Origin of the sequence: Trinickia dabaoshanensis, from assembly GCF_002879885.1 — a bacterium.
Taxonomy (GTDB): Bacteria; Pseudomonadota; Gammaproteobacteria; order Burkholderiales; family Burkholderiaceae; genus Trinickia; species Trinickia dabaoshanensis.
On record NZ_PNYA01000003.1, the window covers coordinates 132,134 to 146,111 of the forward strand.

Sequence of the window (13,978 nt, forward strand, 5' to 3'; positions counted from 1 at the left end):
CATCAACCAATTCTGAAACCGGTCCTCGTCGATCCGCATCGTCAATTCCAGCCGTCGGTTTGGCAAAGCGGCGTGCCGCTCGGCGTGGCCGCGAGGGCGGGACCTGCCGCCACGTCAGTTCGAAACGCGCGCTGAAAGTCGCCGGCGAGCGCGCCATGACATGATAGCCGCGGTGCGCCGGGCGCTCTTCCCAACTCGTCCCGCCCCACCGCGAGCAAGGCTTTTCGCAAGTCACTACAATAGCGCACGACGCTCTTCTCGAGGCGGCCCTCGGGCCGAGCGCAACGATTCCGGTCCTCGAGCCTGGCCCCGCTTTTCGCTGCTTCGATGACGCCCGATCTTTCCGCTCCTTCCTTTGCGCCGCCGCGCAAACGCAATTCGCCGCGCTTTTTGCTGCTGCTGATCTGTCTGTTCGCATCCGCCGGACAACTCGCCATCGACATTTACGTCCCGGCGCTGCCGGCCATGGCGCGGTTCTTCGCCACGTCGCCGCAAGCGATTCAGTCGAGCGTATCGGGCTATATGGCGGCTTATGCGCTCGGCCAACTGATCTTCGGGCCGATCGCCGACGCCTACGGGCGCAAGCGCGTACTCGCCTTCGGCCTCGTGATTTATACGATCGGTTGCTTGCTGTCGCTCTCCGCGCCGAACCTCGAAACGTTCATCCTCGCGCGCTGCCTGCAGGGCTTCGGCATCGCGGTGACGAACTTGCTGGCCAAGGCGATCATCACCGATTCGTTTTCCGGCCAAGCGCTGATGCATGCGTTCACCTACATGTCGATCGCATGGGGGCTCGCGCCGATCGTCGCGCCGGTCATCGGAGCGCATTTGCAGACGTGGTTCGGCTGGAAAGCGTGCCTGGTCTTTCTGCTCGTCTATTCGCTGCTGATGTGGGCCATTCTCTGGCGCTACCGCGAAACGCTGCCGTCGCCGGTACACTTGGAGCCCCGCACGCTCGTGAAAAACGCACGCATGGTGCTCGCAAGCCCCGTGTTCCAAAGTTGCTTTCTCGCGCAAGGGCTGTGCTACAGCATTTTGCTCGTGTTCAACATCGTCGGGCCGTTCATGGTCCAAATTACGCTGCACAAAGAGCCGACCTATTTCGGCTACCTCGCGCTGGGCATCGGCATGATGTACTTTCTCGGCGGGCTATCGAACCGGCTCCACGGTCCGCGGCTTCCCACGGCCGAGACGCGTCTGCGCGTGGGTGCATGGACGATGATTGCGGCCTCGCTCGCCATGTTCGCGCTCGCATCGACGATCGGCCTAAAGGTTTGGACGCTCGCCACGCCTGTGCTGGTCATGGGTTTTTGCGCCGGCGCGATGTATCCGACGTTGATGGCCAAGGGCAATTCTTTGTTCCCGCATATCGCGGGTTTGACGAGCGCGATTCTCGGCTGCGCGTTGCTGCTCGTTTCGTCCGCGATGATGGGACTGGCCGGCTTCGTGTCGGTGCATACGCTGGTGCCCCTCGCGGCCTTTTTCGTCATTCTCGCCGGTACGGTCGTGGTGATGGTTACGAAACTGCTCCGGCATTTGGCGCTATTGGAAGCGCGCGGTCATCACGCGTAAATCGACTGCGCGTGTGCCGGTCGGCTTCCGCGCGGCTAGACGGCTAGTCGCGCTTTGCTGCAAAGGAAACTGAATGTATGGCTTTTTGAGAGAGAGCCATTAAAGCAAATCCGGTCGGTTCTCATTAAGCCAGCGCCTGAGTTCCGAGAGCAATGACCTTGCGCAAAGGAGGCACTCTCGGGCAGTGGCATCCGGCACTGGATCTCCATCGTAGTCTGCCAAATTCCGCTGCTTACGCAACGCGTCGAGGACGATCATCTCGTCGTTGGCAAGGCCAATGGTCTGCGGCAAAGTCTGGATCGCTGTTTGATGATGGCCGGGCCGGCTGGTCAAAGTGCGATACCCATTGGCATGGAGAGCTGTCATCGCGCATTGCATGATCGCTTTGTACGCTACGTCGAAACGGTTCTCCGCGCTCAAGGCCGAGAGTTCTGCGTCGGTCAGATTGCGTTCGGCGGCAGCGAGGAGCCGTTGCACCGCTTCACGGCTCGGGACCACCGCATCCAGCGTTCTACCCAACAGGTTCTCTAAGGTCATGCTCGTTTCCGATCAGAAAAATCTTTGGCTTCGCAAGTACGTCGCGAGCGAAAGTATCACCGACCAGCAACTTGCTTTGCCACTCTGCCGAACTGTATATCTTGGGGTTCACTTCACGACCGAGCGCAGTTTGGGCTGGATGCAAGAGACGTACGACTTCGACAAAACCGACGTCGCCGATGACAAGGACATCGACATCGCTACCCGCCCGCTCCGTTCCCTTCGCGACTGAGCCGAAAATAGCCGCGGCCCGAACTTTGTCCGCGACCGGTGCCAAGGCCTGCGCGAGAACGTCGGCCACGCCGGATGTCTTGCGAAGGATGCTAGCCAACTCTTCGAAAATCGGACAGTCGCGATCGGCGCCGTAATAAACCTGTTTTCCCTGCACGGTGCGCCTCAAGATCCCAGCCTGGGCCAGACGCGATAGCTCCTTGTGAAGCGTCCCCGCCGAGGTCCCGGTCTGGCGCGCGATCTCGCGCACGTGACAATTCAGTTCGGGTTGCAAGAGCAAGAGGCCCAGCACGCGCCGACGATACTCATTAAACAGAAGGGTGGACAGTGATTGAAGCATAATTGGCTACAAATGTAGCTTTTTTAGCTACGATCCGCAAGCCCCTCCGACAATGCGACCCCGATGGCGCAAGCAAGGACGAAGGCTGCCCTCGTCAAAACAGAAAGCGAGAGTCGAATATCACGTCGAAAACCGGTTGAAGCATTTTCAGCTACATACGAAGCCCAATGCGCTACAGCGGGACGCCCAACACAAGCACTAACCCTCCACAACCCCGCCGTCCTGCGCGGCCGCCAGCCCGAGCACCGCATCGCGCTTGGCAAGCAAGTGCGCGCGCAAAATCGCCGCCATCTTCTTGCCGTCGCGCGCCTCGAGCGCTCGAATCATCTCCTCATGATCGCGGACCGCGCTTTCCCATTTCGACGCCGAATAATTCGATCGAAACCGCATGGCCTGCAACCGCCGGTTGGTCGCCGCGTAAATCTGGCGTAGCGCCGAATTGCGCGCCGCCTCGTTGATGCGATCGTGAATCGCGCGGTTCCGCGCGTAATAACCGGGCAAATCGTGCTGCGCGTGACAGGCGAGCATTTCGTAATGCAGCACCTTGATCTCGGCCAGTTCGGCGGCCGTGATGCGCTCGCAGGCCAACTCGCCCGAAAACGCCTCGAGCCCGCTCATCAACTCGAACATCTCGCGAATCTCGACCTCGCTCATTTGCGACACGATCGCACCGCGATTAGGCAGCAGTTCGACCAAGCCCTCGACGGCCAGGACTTTGAACGCCTCGCGCAGCGGCGTGCGCGAAACGCCCAACCGCTCGCACAGCTCGCGCTCGTTCAGCTTCATGCCGGGCGCGAGCAGCCCCTCGACGATGAACGTTCGCAAATGGTCGACGACCGTGTCGTGCAACTGCTGACGCGCCACCTTCGGCAAAAGGGGTACGACATCGGCGCTTGGTGCGCTCGTATTTTGCATGCAAACCTCCCTACTCCGATGACAGAAATTTTACCGTAGCGCCGCGCGCCGCCGCGCGCCTTTCAGGCCGTACGCTGACCGGTGATTACCCTGCCCCATTTTTCTCTTCCCTCCGGCGCCAACCTGAGCTAAAGTTTTTTGCATTCAAAATGCAAAATAAGGATGCGACTCATGTTGAAGCTCGACTTCCACCCGGCCGGTCGTCACTTTTTGCAGATTCCCGGGCCGAGCCCCGTACCCGATCGCATCTTGCGCGCGATGAGCCTGCCCACGATCGATCACCGCGGCCCCGAGTTCGGGGTGCTCGGTTTGAAGGTGCTCGAAGGCATTCGGAAGATTTTCAAGACGACGCAACCCGTGGTGATCTATCCCGCCTCCGGCACGGGCGCTTGGGAGGCGGCGCTCACCAACACGTTGAGCCCCGGCGATGCCGTGCTCATGTACGAAACCGGGCATTTCGCCACGCTCTGGAAGAAGATGGCCGAGAACTTGGGCCTCAAGCCCGAGTTTCTCGGCTTGCCCGGCACCGAAGGCTGGCGCCGGGGCGTGCAGGCCGATCGGATCGAAGCACGTTTGCGCGCCGATGCGGGCCACACGATCAAGGCCGTGTGCGTGGTGCACAACGAAACATCCACGGGCGTCACCTCCGATATCGCCGCCGTGCGGCGAGCGATCGACGCGGCCGGGCACCCGGCGCTGCTGCTCGTCGATACGATCTCCGGGCTGGCCTCGGCCGATTACCGGCACGACGAGTGGGGCGTGGACGTTACGGTGTCCGGTTCGCAAAAGGGCTTGATGCTGCCGCCCGGCATCAGCTTCAACGCCGTTTCGCCCAAAGCGCTCGAAGCGAGCAAGACGGCCAAGCTGCCGCGCTCGTTTTGGGGCTGGGGCGAGATCATCGAAATGAACAAGCAAGGCTACTGGCCCTACACCCCGAGCACGAATCTGCTCTATGGGCTGGCCGAGGCGATCGACATGATTCTCGCGGAAGGTCTAGAGAACGTCTTCGCGCGCCATCAGCGACTGGCTGGCGCCTGCCGAGCCGCGGTCACGGCCTGGGGGCTCGACATCCAATGCGCCGATCCTGCCGTCTATTCACCGGTGCTAACGGGCGTCATGATGCCCGAAGGCATCGATGCCGATGCCGTGCGCAAGCTCATCTACGAACATTTCGACATGTCGCTCGGTACCGGCCTCGGCAAAGTCAAAGGCCGCATGTTCCGCATCGGGCATCTGGGCGATTGCAACGACCTCACGCTGATGGCCACGCTCTCGGGCTGCGAAATGGGGCTGCGGCTCGCGGGCGTAAAGCTCGCCGGCAGCGGCGTCGTGGCCGCGATGGATCATCTGACGCGCCACGCCGTGAAGCCCGCGCTCGGGATGGCCGCATGAGCACTCCGTCGAGATACGCGACGCTCGTAGGCGAGCCGACCGAGCGCTTCGAGGGCATGGAACGCATGGAGCGCATCGAACGATTGGCGCGCATGCTGGCAAGCGCGCGAGCCGCGGGCCCCCACGCGCGCATTGCCGAATTGCCCGATGATCTGGCGCCAGCGAGCGAAGATGAAGCCTACGCGGTGCAGGACGCGATACTGCGTGCGATGAATCAAGCGGCGGGCGGCTGGAAGATCGGCGCCAAATCGGCCGGCGGTCCTGCGCAAGGCGCGCCCCTGCCCGCTTGCGATGTTCACCGCGGCCCGGCGACGCTTGCGCGTGCGGCCTATGCGAAGCCCGGACTCGAGCTCGAGGTCGCCTTCGTGCTAGGCAGCGGCTTTCGCGCCGACGCCGGCCCGCCGAGCGAAACGGCCGTGCGCGACGCGATCGCGAGCGTGCATGCCGCGATCGAAGTCGTGGCGAGCCGGTTCGCCGGGTGGCCCGATATCGACCGCCGCCGTCAACTCGCCGACTTGCAAAACAACGGCGCCCTCGTCGTCGGCGAGGGCGTGCCGTACGACGCCTGGTTCGACGCGCACTTCCCGTTCGTCTCGCCCTCGATGCGCTTCACGTTCGACGGCATCGACATCGCGCAGGCGCCCGCCGCCAATCCGGCCGGCGATCCGCGCTGGCTGCCGTACTGGCTCGTCAACCACTGTATCGCGCGCGGGCTCGATCTCGCCCCGGGCACGGTGCTCACGTGCGGCTCATACACCGGCATGCACTTTCCCGCGGGCGCGGGCGTCGCGCGCGGAGAGATCGACGGCCTGCCCGCCGTCGAGTTGACCTTGACCTGATCCGAAGCGCCGTCGTACCCGAGCCGTACCCGAACAGTGACGTACTTGATCGAGTTGTAGCGGACGCTCCGATGCGTCCGTCCACTTAAGGAGACCGATGATGTTTCGTCGAGCCACCATGCGCGTGCTGTTGCTGTTGTGCGTGATGTACCTCATCACTTACGTCGACCGCGTCAACGTGAGCACCGCGGCCAGCGCCTTCGGCGCCGAGCTGCATCTCACGCACACGCAAATCGGCGTGGTATTTTCCGCCTTCGCCTATCCGTATTTGATCTTCCAAATCCTCGGGGGCTGGGTGGGCGACCGGTTCGGCCCGCGCCGCACGCTCGCGGTCTGCGGCATCGTCTGGGCGGGCGCGACGATCTTGACGGGTCTCGCCACGGGCTTCGTGTCGATGATCGTTGCACGGTTGCTGCTGGGCCTCGGCGAAGGCGCGACCTTCCCGACGGCCACGCGCGCCATGTCGAACTGGATGCCCAGTGAAAAGCGCGGCTTCGCGCAAGGCATCACGCACGCCGCCTCGCGCATCGGCAATGCGGTCGCCCCGCCCTTGATCGTCTGGCTGATGGTGTCGACGAGCTGGCGCGGCGCTTTCATCATCACCGGTATCGGCAGCCTGATCTGGGCGCTCATCTGGGCTTGGTACTTCCGCGACGATCCGCGCGATCACCCGCGCATCACCGACACGGAATGCGGCCAACTCGCCGCCTACTCCGGCAACAAGGAGCGCGAGCCAGCGCCATGGCGGCTACTGTTCGCGCGCATGAGTCCGGTCACGGCCGTCTACTTCTGCTACGGGTGGGTACTCTGGCTGTTCCTGAGCTGGATTCCGCAATACTTTCTGCACAACTATCATTTGCATCTCCGCGAATCGGCGCTGTTCGCGTCGGGCGTCTTCTTCGCCGGCGTGCTCGGCGACTGGCTCGGCGGCTCGGTCACCGATGCGATCCTGCGCAAGAGCGGTAACGTGCGCATGGCGCGCAACGTCATGGTCGGCGTCTGCATGCTGCTCACGTTGATCTCGCTCACGCCGATCTTGCTGATGTCGAACATCTCGATCACGGTGGCGGCACTTTGCTTGAGCGCCGGATTCTTCTTCAACGAGATGACGATCGGCCCGATGTGGGCCGTGCCGATGGACATCGCGCCTAAACACTCGGGCATCGCGAGCGGCATCATGAACTGCGGCTCCGCGCTGGCCGCCATCGTGAGCCCCGTCATCGGCGGCTGGCTCATCGATAAAACCGGCAATTGGAATCTGCCCTTCATCGTATCGATGGCGCTGATGGCGATCGGCATCGTGCTGTCGTTCACGATGTCCCCCGACCGATCGCTGGGCGCGGAACGCGGCGACACGAAAACGCCGGGAGTCGGCAAACTCGTCTGAATCGCGCCGCACCTCGATAGCGCAGCGCTTACATTCAGTGCCCCGGATCGTTCCGGGGCACTTTGCATTTAAAGACGCATAGCCAGTGCAATTGAATTCTTGCCCAATGAAGAATTTTTTTCCGAATCACAGCATCGATTGAAAGGATCGTCATTCGAATTTCACATAAAACTTCCACATATTGGAATCCGACGCTTTTTTTACGTGTTAACCATTAAGTTTTCACCCCCGCTGCCGATTATCCGCGCAGCAATGCGCCCGCCGCGGGTGCCCCAACGGCACTCGGGCGACGGCCTATGAGGAACCCGTCATGTTGAAGAAGTTGTCGATTAGGGCATCACTTACGTACTTTGTCGCTTTCGTCGCGATCGTTCTGCTCATCGGCGCGGCGGGCGGTCTGCTTTCGCTGCGCGCGAGCAATGCCTCGCTCGAACAGATGTATCAAGTCGATACGCCCGCCGTGGCCGATTTGGAGGGCAGCGCCGAACAATTACTGCGTTTGCGCCTGGCATTGGCGACTTATTCGTCGCTAACGGAATTGAACGATTCGACCGGCGCAGCGGCTGTATTGACGCGTTTCGATAGCTATTTGAAGCAATCGAATAGCCTGCTTTCGCATTACGTCAGCATCGCCGGCGACGACGAGGACGGCAAACGCCTGCTCGACCAGATGAACGAAAAGCGCGACGCCTTCTTGCAACAGGGCGTGGAGCCGGCGATGGCCGCGCTCAAAGCCGGCGATAAGAATACGTTTTTGGAATTGCAGTCGCACAAACTGCCGTCGCTCTACAACGGCTACGAAAAGGCGATGCAGGCGCTCGAGAAGCTCCACCTCGCCCATGGCGAGCAACGCTATAGCGACGCCGAACAACGTTTCACTTACGTGGCCGCCGGCGTGGCGGTCGGCATGGCATTCGCACTCGTCATGTCATGGCTTGCGCGCGCGATGCTGATGCGCGCGATCGTGCAGCCTGTCGATGAAGCGATCGAGCAATTCGAGCGCATCGCGGCAGGCGATCTCACGCGCCGCGTCGAAGTAACGAGCGGCAATGAAATGGGCCGGCTGTCGGCCGCGCTGCGCAAGATGCAAGAGTCGTTGATCGCAACCGTCGACGGCGTGCGCCGCGGCACGATGGCGATCGACACGGGCGTGAGCGAGATCGCCGCGGGCAACGCCGACTTGTCGCAGCGCACCGAGGAGCAAGCCGCATCGCTGCAAGAAACGGCGGCGAGCATGGAGCAACTGACCTCGACGGTCAAGCAAACGACCGACAACGTCAAGCATGCGAGTTCGCTCGCTCAAGGCGCGTCGGGGCTGGCGACGCAGGGCGGCGATCTGAACCGCGAGGTGGTCGATACGATGCAGCGCATCGTCGGCGATTCGCGGCGCATCGGCGAGATCGTCGGCGTCATCGATGGAATCGCGTTTCAGACCAACATCCTCGCGTTGAATGCCGCAGTGGAAGCGGCTCGCGCGGGCGAGCAAGGGCGTGGCTTCGCGGTCGTGGCGGGCGAGGTGCGCTCGCTCGCGCAACGCAGCGCGGCAGCGGCCAAGGAGATCAAGGATCTGATCGACCAATCGACGGTGCGCATCGAATCGGGCGCGCACCTCGTGGAGCGCTCGGGTACGACGATGACGGAGATCGTCGATTCGATCGCGCGCGTGAGCTCGATCATGAGCGAAATCGCATCGGCCGCCGACGAGCAAAGCACGGGCATCGATCAAGTCAATCGCGCGGTCACGCAGATGGATCAGGTAACGCAGCAAAATGCCGCGCTCGTCGAGCAGGCCGCGGCCGCGGCGGGTTCGCTCGAGGAGCAGGCACGGCGGTTGTCGGAGGCGGTCGGGGTATTCAGGATCGCGGGCTGAGCGGTGGCCGAGGCGCCCCGCCGCGTCAGCGGCGCGGGACCTGCGGCGCCGCGAGCAACGCTTCGGCGGTCCGGATGGCCATGACGTCGTCCGATTGGTAGGCCGCCGCATAGGCATACGTGCGCCATGCGGGATCGCCCAGCGCATAGAGGCAAACCGCGGCCAGCGCGGTGCCTCGCGAGGACAGCACGCCGTCGCGTTCGACGCGCCGCAATTCACCGAGTCCTTCCCCCCAGGCGCGTGCGCGCACGTGCCACCAGGCCATTACCTCGCGCGTCTCGCCGCTTTGCGGATGCAGCACGGCCAGCGCGTCGATCAGATCCTGCACGTCCGCAAACGTGTCGAGCGCCGCGCCCGCCCAGAGCACATCCATCATCCCGGCAACGATCTCGTTGCCCTTGTTCCCGTTCATCGACTCGATCATCTCGTTCTCCGCGCTTTTTTTTCGAGCAATACGCCAATCCATACTTGAGCGGGTACCGCCCCCTCACCGGCCGTGCGCGAGCGCACGCGCCTCGGCGGCGATCCCGGTCAGCGAAAGCTGGTCGCGCACCTGATCGATGAAGACGGCCGCCATCAGCGCGAGCATCAAGATGGTCAGCGCGCCTTTGACGGGTTGCGCGAGCGACGGCAGATCCAGCTTCTGCGAGACCTTCCCCGTAAAACCGAAGCCGATGTCGATGAGCAGGAGCAACAGCATCATCGGCGTCGCGAGCTTGGCCACCGTCTCCATCAGCGAATCGGTCTTCATCAGCACGAATGCCTCGAGGATCGTGCCGCCCGCGGGCATCGCACCGTCCAGCGGCCACCATGTGTACGACTCGTAGATCGCGCCGAGCAGAAACGTCATGCCACCGAGACACCAGAACGCGGTGATCGCGAATTGGCTCAGAAGCGTCGAGGTGAGCGAAGTTTGCTGACCTTGGCTCGGGTTCTGCATCTGCAGTTGATTGAAGCCGGTTAGATCGTCGACGTAGGTACCCACGCTTTCGGCGGCCCAAAACACCGTCGATGCGGCAAATCCCAGCCCCACCCCGATCAGCGCTTCCTTCAGGCCGATGGCGACGAGCACCATGGCATCGCCTTGCTCGAGCAGCCCACGCTGTCCGTATGCGACGAAGCTGCCCCACAGCAGAGCGAGCGCAGTGCGCACGCGGCCCTGGATGACGTTCTCGGACGTCGGTGGGAAGACCATCATCAAGACCATCAACCGTTCGCTGCACAGTCCGAGCACGATCATGAACCGCACGAGGTCATGGCTCGATTGGATCGTCGCGTAGGAAATCTCGCTCATGTCGCTTGCCTGTCGTTTTCGTCATCGTTGTTCGGCCGGGCGTTCGCCACGCCCAGGCGCCGTCCCCGTCAACGCGCCGGCGGCGGCCGGCGCATCTCCGACGTTTCCTCGTCCTGCGCATCCTCGATCGCCAGCTCGATCGCTTTGACGAGCGCGTCGCGCCGCTTGTCGTACACGTCGATCCGCGCGCGATTGCGCAATATCTGCGTGCGCGCATCGGCGATCTGCGCCTCTTTCGCGGCCAATGCCTGCGCCGCTTGCGCGGCCTGCGCCTCGAGCGCCGCATGCTGCTCGGCCGAATGCGCGCGAAACTCGCACAGCTTCAGGTACTCGTCGGCGCGGAACGAGGCCCCGCCGAGCAACGACCCGATCTTGCCGTCGTGGTGCGCGAGCTCGGCCGCGTGCGCATCCACGGCGCTTGTGCGCTCCTGGAATGCGCCCGCGAGCGCCTGCGATTCACCGCGCAGCAGCCCAAGCGTCGCATTGAGCTTGCGATCGAACTGGCGACGGCGCGAAAGCACCCGCTCGAACGCGGCCACACGGCGGTCTTTCATCGTCGTTCTCCGCGCTACGACTGAACGAGCTCGCCCAACATGCCGAGCGTTTCACCGGGATCGACGAGCAGCTCGGTCGGCTGACCGAGGAACGCTCGGATCGCCTCGATCTTCGCGATCGCCTCGTCCGCGAGCGGGTCGGTGCCGCTCTGGTATTCGCCCACCTGCAGCAAGAGTTCGACCTCCTTGTGCTTGGCCATCAAGCGGCGGACGTGACCCGCCGCCGCCACGTGCTCGCGCGAGACGACCTGCGTCATCACGCGCGAGAGGCTGCCGAGGACGTCGATCGCGGGGTAGCGGTTCTGCGCGGCGATCTCGCGCGACAAGATCATGTGACCGTCCAAAATCCCCCGTACCTCTTCGGCGATCGGATCGCCGCCCGACTCGTCTTCGGCCAGCACCGTGTAAAGCGCCGTGATCGAGCCGCGCTCGGAGCGGCCGGCGCGCTCGAGCAGCCGCGGCAATTCCGCGAAGATCGACGGCGGGAAGCCGCGCCGCGTGGGCGGCTCGCCCATCGCGAGACCGATTTCGCGCTGGGCGCGTGCGAAACGCGTCAGCGAATCCATCATCAGCAGCACGCGCATGCCGCGATCGCGAAAATATTCGGCGACGGCCGTGGCGGCGTAGGCCGCTTTCGCACGCTCGATCGAGGAGCGATCCGACGTCGCGCAGACGACGACAGAGCGCGCCATCCCCTCGGGCCCAAGGATGTGCTCGCAAAATTCCCGCACCTCGCGGCCGCGCTCACCGATCAACGCAATCACGTTGACGTCGCAGCGCGCGCCGCGCGCGAACATGCCCATCAACGTGCTCTTGCCGACGCCGGCCGGTGCGAAGATCCCCATACGCTGGCCTTCGGCGAGCGTCATCATCCCGTCGACGACGCGCACGCCGGTGGGCATCGGCGTATCGACGACGGGCCGCGACATCGGGTCGGGCGGATCCGCGATGACCGGCTGCCACTCGTCGCACTGCAGTTCGCCCTTGCCGTCGATCGGCTCGCCGAGGCTGTCGATCACTCGGCCGAGCAAGCCCATGCCGATGCGCAGCGAAAGCGGCCGTTTGAGCCCGACGACGCGCGTCGCCCGCGAGACGCTGCCGAGCCGGCCGAACGGAGAGAGCAATGCGACGTCGCGCGAGAAGCCGACGACTTCCGCGCGCTGCAGCAGCTCGCCGGCGGGAGAGCGCAATTCGCAGAGCTCGCCGAGCGTCGCATCCAGGCCCGACACGCGCACGAGCGTGCCGATCACCTCCTGCACCTTGCCGCTCGCCGTGGGCGGCGTACGCCCGCGCAACTCGCGCTCCATCGCATCCATCAACTCGGCGAAGCGGCGCGGGGCTCGCGGCGCCGCAAGCGTGTCGTCCGCTATCGGATCGTCTGCGCTGTCGATCATGGCGTTCGTTATCCTTTCAAGGCTCTGTGGTACGGCAGCTCGCCCATGCTCAGGTCGGCACGGCGTCCAATTCGGCGGTGTCGGCAATGGCTTCGGCTTGCCCGTTTTCGGTCGTGCCGCCCTCTTCCTGCTCGCCGCCCTCGCCGTTTTCACGGCCCACGGCATCGGCCGAGTCGGTCTCCGCCAGGCTACGCACCGCGCGCGCCAGCGCATCGCGCATCGCGGCGAGGTGCAGCGATAGGCTCGCGTCGAGCGTGCCCAGATCGGTCTCCGCGAGGCACGCGCCCGGCGCCAGCGTCGCATCGGCGGTCACTTGCAGCCGCACCGCGCGCCCCGCTTCGCGCCAGGACGAGGCGATTGCTCGGAAGGCCTCGCCCGCAGCCGCGGCATCGGCGGGATGCACGCGCAGATGCACCGGGCTGCCGTCGGCGACGATCTGCTCGACCGTTGCCGCCGCGCGCGCGAATAGGGCCTTCGGATCGGCAGAGGCGACGATTTGTTCGACCGCCAGCGCCACGAGTTCGGCCAGCCGGTCACGCGCTTTGCGCTCGAGCGTGCTGGCGTCGGCGTGCACCTGCGCCGCGCGCGCGTGCCAATCGGCCAGGCCACGCTGCAAACCCGCTTCGTAGCCGCGCCGCTCGGCATTCGCGTAATCGTCCTCGGCTCGCGCGACGAGTGCGCCGGCCTGCGCGCGCGCCTGCTCGAGCAGGGCGTCGGCGCCGGCGCGCGCCGCGGCCAGCGCCGCCTCGCATTGGCGTTGCATTTCGGCATAACCGTGATCGAGCTCAACGATCGTGGCCAAGCCTTCGCGGCGCAGCACGCCGTCTCCGATGCCCACGCCAAGGCCCGTGCCTTCGGCTTGAGGGTTGCGTAACCAGATCACCATGACCACTCCGGAAACAAGTCGGGCAGTTGCGAAACGATCGAAAGGCTCGCATTCGGCCCCTCCTCCCGAGCTCGCTCGGACAGCGGCGCGGCAGTGTCCATGCCGGGCGCAAGCGCAAGCTGCATCAGCGCGAGCGGGCCGTCGACCGCCCAGCGGCATTCGCGCTCGAACAGGCGAAAGCCGAGCCAGGCGAGCGTGTCGCCGTCGGCCGCGTCGAGCCCCGCCGCCCTCCCGGGTGCCGCGTGCCGCGAGCGCGTCGCGAGCTGCCGCGCGTCGCCCGCGAGGCCGCGGCCGCGCCCCAACAGCAGGCTCACGCCGCGCGCGCCGATCCACTCGGCCAGCAAGGTGCGCCGCGGCCGATCGATCCAGGCACGCAACTGCTCCGTATGCTCCGCGAGCGCGCGCAGCCGAAACACGCTCAAGCATTCGGGCGCAGGCAGCAAGGCCAGGGCGGCGCCCGGCGCGCGGAACGCATCGAGCGGCGGCGCCGGCATGCCGAGGGCGTCGAGAAAAGCATCGGCGAGTTGAGCCTTCCGGGCCGCCCCGCACGTCGGCAAGCGATTCACGCACGGCACGTCGGCCAGACGCTGCGGATGCATCCATTCGAACAACGTGCGGCGGCGATGGTGGTGCGCCGTCAGCCGCGCCGCCCAAGCCTCGGGCGTGTCGCCCCCAAGCGCCCCGACGGCCGCACCGGCGCACACGTCGCCATCCACGCGCTCGCTGAGCTCATCGGTTGCTTCGGAGGCGCTCATCGCCGGCTCGCT

Annotated in this window: 14 protein-coding genes; 5 read left to right on the forward strand and 9 right to left on the reverse strand. The window is 64.6% G+C overall.

Features of this window, described 5'->3' with window-relative positions; genetic code table 11:
* Positions 1 to 327: 327 nt before the first annotated feature.
* Positions 328 to 1,572 carry a multidrug effflux MFS transporter gene (locus C0Z18_RS04265; RefSeq protein WP_102644139.1) on the forward strand — a complete coding sequence of 415 codons (1,245 nt, stop codon included), beginning with the start codon at positions 328 to 330 and terminating at the stop codon, positions 1,570 to 1,572.
* A gap of 99 nt (positions 1,573 to 1,671) precedes the next feature.
* Here C0Z18_RS04265 and C0Z18_RS04270 read toward each other — a convergent pair whose 3' ends face one another.
* The 3 genes from C0Z18_RS04270 to C0Z18_RS04280 all read right to left on the reverse strand — a co-directional run bounded on the left by C0Z18_RS04270 (position 1,672) and on the right by C0Z18_RS04280 (position 3,595).
* Positions 1,672 to 2,109, reverse strand: a complete 438-nt coding sequence (locus C0Z18_RS04270) for a HEPN domain-containing protein (protein ID WP_102644140.1) — start codon at positions 2,107 to 2,109, stop codon at positions 1,672 to 1,674.
* Positions 2,084 to 2,680 (reverse strand): nucleotidyltransferase domain-containing protein, encoded by a 597-nt coding sequence (locus C0Z18_RS04275; RefSeq protein WP_102644141.1) that lies wholly within the window; start codon positions 2,678 to 2,680, stop codon positions 2,084 to 2,086. The genes C0Z18_RS04270 and C0Z18_RS04275 overlap by 26 nt, the downstream gene beginning before the upstream one ends.
* 198 nt (positions 2,681 to 2,878) lie before the next feature.
* On the reverse strand, positions 2,879 to 3,595 hold the full coding sequence (locus tag C0Z18_RS04280; RefSeq protein ID WP_102644142.1) for a GntR family transcriptional regulator: 717 nt from the start codon (positions 3,593 to 3,595) through the stop codon (positions 2,879 to 2,881).
* A 171-nt stretch (positions 3,596 to 3,766) separates the two neighbouring features.
* On the opposite strand from C0Z18_RS04280, the gene C0Z18_RS04285 reads away from it, so the two are divergent.
* The 4 genes from C0Z18_RS04285 to C0Z18_RS04300 all read left to right on the forward strand — a co-directional run bounded on the left by C0Z18_RS04285 (position 3,767) and on the right by C0Z18_RS04300 (position 9,083).
* Entirely contained in the window at positions 3,767 to 4,987 is a 1,221-nt protein-coding gene (locus C0Z18_RS04285; protein WP_102644143.1) for a pyridoxal-phosphate-dependent aminotransferase family protein, read from the forward strand.
* Positions 4,984 to 5,826 carry a 2-keto-4-pentenoate hydratase gene (locus C0Z18_RS04290; protein WP_332888202.1) on the forward strand — a complete coding sequence of 281 codons (843 nt, stop codon included), beginning with the start codon at positions 4,984 to 4,986 and terminating at the stop codon, positions 5,824 to 5,826. The genes C0Z18_RS04285 and C0Z18_RS04290 overlap by 4 nt, the downstream gene beginning before the upstream one ends.
* 97 nt (positions 5,827 to 5,923) lie before the next feature.
* On the forward strand, positions 5,924 to 7,213 hold the full coding sequence (locus C0Z18_RS04295; RefSeq protein ID WP_102644144.1) for an MFS transporter: 1,290 nt from the start codon (positions 5,924 to 5,926) through the stop codon (positions 7,211 to 7,213).
* Between the two features lie 310 nt (positions 7,214 to 7,523).
* Positions 7,524 to 9,083 (forward strand): methyl-accepting chemotaxis protein, encoded by a 1,560-nt coding sequence (locus C0Z18_RS04300; RefSeq protein WP_102644145.1) that lies wholly within the window; start codon positions 7,524 to 7,526, stop codon positions 9,081 to 9,083.
* A gap of 25 nt (positions 9,084 to 9,108) precedes the next feature.
* On the opposite strand, the gene C0Z18_RS04305 is transcribed toward C0Z18_RS04300, so the two are convergent.
* The 6 genes from C0Z18_RS04305 to C0Z18_RS04330 all read right to left on the reverse strand — a co-directional run bounded on the left by C0Z18_RS04305 (position 9,109) and on the right by C0Z18_RS04330 (position 13,966).
* Positions 9,109 to 9,507, reverse strand: coding sequence for an HrpB1 family type III secretion system apparatus protein (locus C0Z18_RS04305; protein WP_102644321.1), 399 nt, complete (start codon positions 9,505 to 9,507; stop codon positions 9,109 to 9,111).
* Positions 9,508 to 9,570: 63 nt separating this feature from the next.
* A complete protein-coding gene (gene sctT, locus C0Z18_RS04310; RefSeq protein ID WP_102644146.1) occupies positions 9,571 to 10,377 on the reverse strand; it encodes a type III secretion system export apparatus subunit SctT in 807 nt (268 codons plus the stop codon).
* A gap of 68 nt (positions 10,378 to 10,445) precedes the next feature.
* A complete protein-coding gene (locus C0Z18_RS04315) occupies positions 10,446 to 10,931 on the reverse strand; it encodes a type III secretion system protein (RefSeq protein ID WP_102644147.1) in 486 nt (161 codons plus the stop codon).
* Between the two features lie 14 nt (positions 10,932 to 10,945).
* Positions 10,946 to 12,325, reverse strand: a complete 1,380-nt coding sequence (sctN, locus tag C0Z18_RS04320; RefSeq protein ID WP_269845270.1) for a type III secretion system ATPase SctN — start codon at positions 12,323 to 12,325, stop codon at positions 10,946 to 10,948.
* Positions 12,326 to 12,374: 49 nt separating this feature from the next.
* Entirely contained in the window at positions 12,375 to 13,211 is an 837-nt protein-coding gene (gene sctL, locus C0Z18_RS04325) for a type III secretion system stator protein SctL (protein ID WP_102644148.1), read from the reverse strand.
* Positions 13,205 to 13,966: a type III secretion protein HrpB4 gene (locus tag C0Z18_RS04330; protein WP_102644149.1), complete on the reverse strand. Its 762-nt coding sequence runs from the start codon at positions 13,964 to 13,966 to the stop codon at positions 13,205 to 13,207. Before C0Z18_RS04330 ends, sctL begins: the two co-directional genes overlap by 7 nt.
* Positions 13,967 to 13,978: the final 12 nt, after the last annotated feature.

Coding starts and splice junctions, on each gene's coding strand:
- C0Z18_RS04265 (WP_102644139.1), top strand. CDS start 328: ATGACGCCCGATCTTTCCGCTCCTTCCTTTGCGCCGCCGCGCAAACGC.
- C0Z18_RS04270 (WP_102644140.1), bottom strand. CDS start 2,109: ATGACCTTAGAGAACCTGTTGGGTAGAACGCTGGATGCGGTGGTCCCG.
- C0Z18_RS04275 (WP_102644141.1), bottom strand. CDS start 2,680: ATGCTTCAATCACTGTCCACCCTTCTGTTTAATGAGTATCGTCGGCGC.
- C0Z18_RS04280 (WP_102644142.1), bottom strand. CDS start 3,595: ATGCAAAATACGAGCGCACCAAGCGCCGATGTCGTACCCCTTTTGCCG.
- C0Z18_RS04285 (WP_102644143.1), top strand. CDS start 3,767: ATGTTGAAGCTCGACTTCCACCCGGCCGGTCGTCACTTTTTGCAGATT.
- C0Z18_RS04290 (WP_332888202.1), top strand. CDS start 4,984: ATGAGCACTCCGTCGAGATACGCGACGCTCGTAGGCGAGCCGACCGAG.
- C0Z18_RS04295 (WP_102644144.1), top strand. CDS start 5,924: ATGATGTTTCGTCGAGCCACCATGCGCGTGCTGTTGCTGTTGTGCGTG.
- C0Z18_RS04300 (WP_102644145.1), top strand. CDS start 7,524: ATGTTGAAGAAGTTGTCGATTAGGGCATCACTTACGTACTTTGTCGCT.
- C0Z18_RS04305 (WP_102644321.1), bottom strand. CDS start 9,507: ATGATCGAGTCGATGAACGGGAACAAGGGCAACGAGATCGTTGCCGGG.
- sctT (WP_102644146.1), bottom strand. CDS start 10,377: ATGAGCGAGATTTCCTACGCGACGATCCAATCGAGCCATGACCTCGTG.
- C0Z18_RS04315 (WP_102644147.1), bottom strand. CDS start 10,931: ATGAAAGACCGCCGTGTGGCCGCGTTCGAGCGGGTGCTTTCGCGCCGT.
- sctN (WP_269845270.1), bottom strand. CDS start 12,325: ATGATCGACAGCGCAGACGATCCGATAGCGGACGACACGCTTGCGGCG.
- sctL (WP_102644148.1), bottom strand. CDS start 13,211: ATGGTGATCTGGTTACGCAACCCTCAAGCCGAAGGCACGGGCCTTGGC.
- C0Z18_RS04330 (WP_102644149.1), bottom strand. CDS start 13,966: ATGAGCGCCTCCGAAGCAACCGATGAGCTCAGCGAGCGCGTGGATGGC.